Source organism: Bradyrhizobium sp. SHOUNA76, from assembly GCF_023006445.1.
GTDB lineage: Bacteria > Pseudomonadota > Alphaproteobacteria > Rhizobiales > Xanthobacteraceae > Bradyrhizobium.
Genome location: NZ_JALBHA010000727.1, coordinates 1 through 2,326, shown reverse-complemented (window position 1 = coordinate 2,326; position 2,326 = coordinate 1). Strand labels below are relative to the sequence as shown.

Sequence of the window (2,326 nt, the reverse complement as noted above, 5' to 3'; positions counted from 1 at the left end):
GCCGCGATGCGCGCCGACTGGCCGAGCTCGGAAACGGCCAGCGTCGTGCTCCGCGTCGACGGCGGCATGACGGCGTCGGACTGGACCATGCAACGCCTCGCCGATCTGCTCGACGCCCCGGTCGATCGCCCCGTGATCCAGGAAACCACCGCGCTGGGCGCCGCCTATCTCGCCGGTCTCAACGCCGGCGTCTATCCTGAGCCGACCAAATTCGCCGACAATTGGCGCCTGGAGCACCGCTTCAAGCCGAACATGAGTCAGGCGACCAGGGAGCGGAAGCTTGCGGGATGGGCACGCGCGGTGAAGGGCGTGCTCGCGAGCGACGAGGGGGAGTAAAGCAGGATGGGTTGCGCGGCTGCCTCCACAGTATCATTGCGAGGAGCCCTTGCGACGAAGCAATCCCGACGCGGTCTGCGGAGGCGCTCTGGATTGCTTCGCTCCGCTCGCAATGACGGCGCGGATGCGTCCGTCGTCGCCGTTCGATTTCGATATGGCGCGTCGTGAAACGGGAATAAGAATGATCCTTCCCGACGGCTATTCCGACGTCCCCGCCGGCAAGATCGCAGCCGTCGTCACGCATCTGGAGATGATTGTACCTCCCGCGCGTCGCGACGATCCCCCCGGCGCCTGGACCCTGCGCAAGGTCGATGCGCCCGCGCTTCCCTGGTACCGCGATTTCTTCCGCCGCGTCGGCGAGGACTGGCTGTGGTTCTCGCGACCACGCATGAACGACACCGAGCTTGCCGCGATCATCCACGCACCGGGCATTGAAGTCTACGCACTGGTCGCGGACGGCCGCGACGAAGGCTTGCTCGAACTCGACTTCCGCGAGCCCGGCCAGTGCGAGCTGGTCTATTTCGGCGTCACCGCTGGGCTGATCGGCACCGGCGCCGCCCGCTTCCTGATGAACCGCGCGCTGGAGATCGCGTGGTCACGCAACGTCAGCCGCGTTTGGGTGCACACCTGCACTTTGGACCATCCGTCAGCAGTCGCGTTCTACCAACGCTCCGGCTTCCGCCCGTTCCGCCGCCAGATCGAGATTGCCGACGATCCGCGCCTCGACGGTACGGCGCCACGCGATGCGGCGCGGCATGTGCCGATCATCGACTCGCCGTAGCCCGGAAGAGTGCAGCGAAATCTGGGCTGAGTCGGTCTCTCCCCACCGTCATTGCGAGGAGCTCTTGCGACGAAGCAATCCAGACTGCCACCGCGGAGATTGCTTCGCTTCGCTCGCAATGACGGTGCGGGCGACGCTTCAAAACACCTCCTGCTTCCCCCGTGCCAGCGAAAATCCCCGCTGCATCGCATTGAAGCACGTCAGCCCGCTCTGCTCCGACCGGCACGTAAATCCCCCGCGCTGCCACACCTCGCCATAGGCCAGCACCTGCAGCGAGGGATCCATCACGGTGTCGCCGGCGCAGATGCGGCCCGCGGCTCCCTTCGCGCTCATCTCGAAGGCGTGGCCATAATCGAGCTCGCAATCGGCGGGGCGGCGCGGGCGGGTCTCCATGTTCATGATGTCGCAGCGGAGCACGCCCTGGCCGTTATCGCTGAAGAACTGGCAGACGATGTTTTTCGAGGGCGTCAGAAAGCCGATCGGGCGATCCTGGGCGCGGGCAGGGCTCGCCGCGGTGAGCACGGCGACGCCAAGTCCGATCATTGCATATCGCCGCATCATGCATGCTCCTGCGTCCGGCTCTGTCATGTCCGGACTTGATCCGGGCATCCATCCCTATTCTATAATGGGCTCGTGAAAAAGATGGGTGGCCGGGTCGAGCCCGGCCAGGACACGCGAGCGCGAACCATGTTCCTGATCGGCCAATATGATTCTCCCTTCGTCCGCCGCGTCGCGATTGCGCTGAAGCTTTACGGCCTCGCCTTCGAGCACAGACCGTGGTCGACCTTCGGCGATGCCGACCAGATCGCTCCGTACAATCCGCTGCGGCGCGTGCCGACCCTGGTGCTCGACGACGGCGAGGCGCTGATCGAGAGCACCATCATCCTGGATTATCTCGACGACCTCGTCGGCGACGCGAAGGCGATGCTGCCGCGGAGCGGCGCCGAGCGGCGCAAGCACTTGCGCATCTGCGCGCTCGCGTCCGGCCTCGGCGACAAGGCGGTCAGCCTGCTCTACGAGCGCGTGTTGCGAAAGGAGCAACTCACGCTATGGGTCGAGCGCTGCCAGGCGCAGATCGGCGACGTCCTGAAGGTGCTCGAGGCCGAGCGCGCCAAGGTGACGCCCCCGTACTGGCTGGGCGACCGGATCGGCCACGCCGACGTCGCGGTGGCTTGCGTCGTCCGCTTCACCCGCGAGGCGCATCCGCAG

At 66.1% G+C, this 2,326-nt stretch carries 4 protein-coding genes; 3 read left to right on the top strand and 1 reads right to left on the bottom strand.

What is annotated here, in order from left to right; genetic code table 11:
* Together MOV74_RS36220 and MOV74_RS36215 are read left to right on the top strand one after the other, a co-directional pair.
* Positions 1 to 336: FGGY-family carbohydrate kinase (locus MOV74_RS36220; RefSeq protein ID WP_246932076.1), on the top strand; the 336-nt coding region annotated here is incomplete at its 5' end.
* Positions 337 to 517: 181 nt separating this feature from the next.
* On the top strand, positions 518 to 1,117 hold the full coding sequence (locus tag MOV74_RS36215; protein WP_246932074.1) for an N-acetyltransferase: 600 nt from the start codon (positions 518 to 520) through the stop codon (positions 1,115 to 1,117).
* Positions 1,118 to 1,255: 138 nt separating this feature from the next.
* On the opposite strand, the gene MOV74_RS36210 is transcribed toward MOV74_RS36215, so the two are convergent.
* The gene (locus tag MOV74_RS36210; protein WP_246932072.1) at positions 1,256 to 1,675 is read right to left on the bottom strand and encodes a DUF6636 domain-containing protein; all 420 of its coding nucleotides are present in this window, start codon (positions 1,673 to 1,675) and stop codon (positions 1,256 to 1,258) included.
* A 129-nt stretch (positions 1,676 to 1,804) separates the two neighbouring features.
* Between MOV74_RS36210 and MOV74_RS36205 the strand changes: the two genes are divergently transcribed.
* Positions 1,805 to 2,326: glutathione S-transferase family protein (locus MOV74_RS36205; RefSeq protein WP_246932078.1), on the top strand; the 522-nt coding region annotated here is incomplete at its 3' end.

Coding starts and splice junctions, on each gene's coding strand:
- MOV74_RS36215 (WP_246932074.1), top strand. CDS start 518: ATGATCCTTCCCGACGGCTATTCCGACGTCCCCGCCGGCAAGATCGCA.
- MOV74_RS36210 (WP_246932072.1), bottom strand. CDS start 1,675: ATGCGGCGATATGCAATGATCGGACTTGGCGTCGCCGTGCTCACCGCG.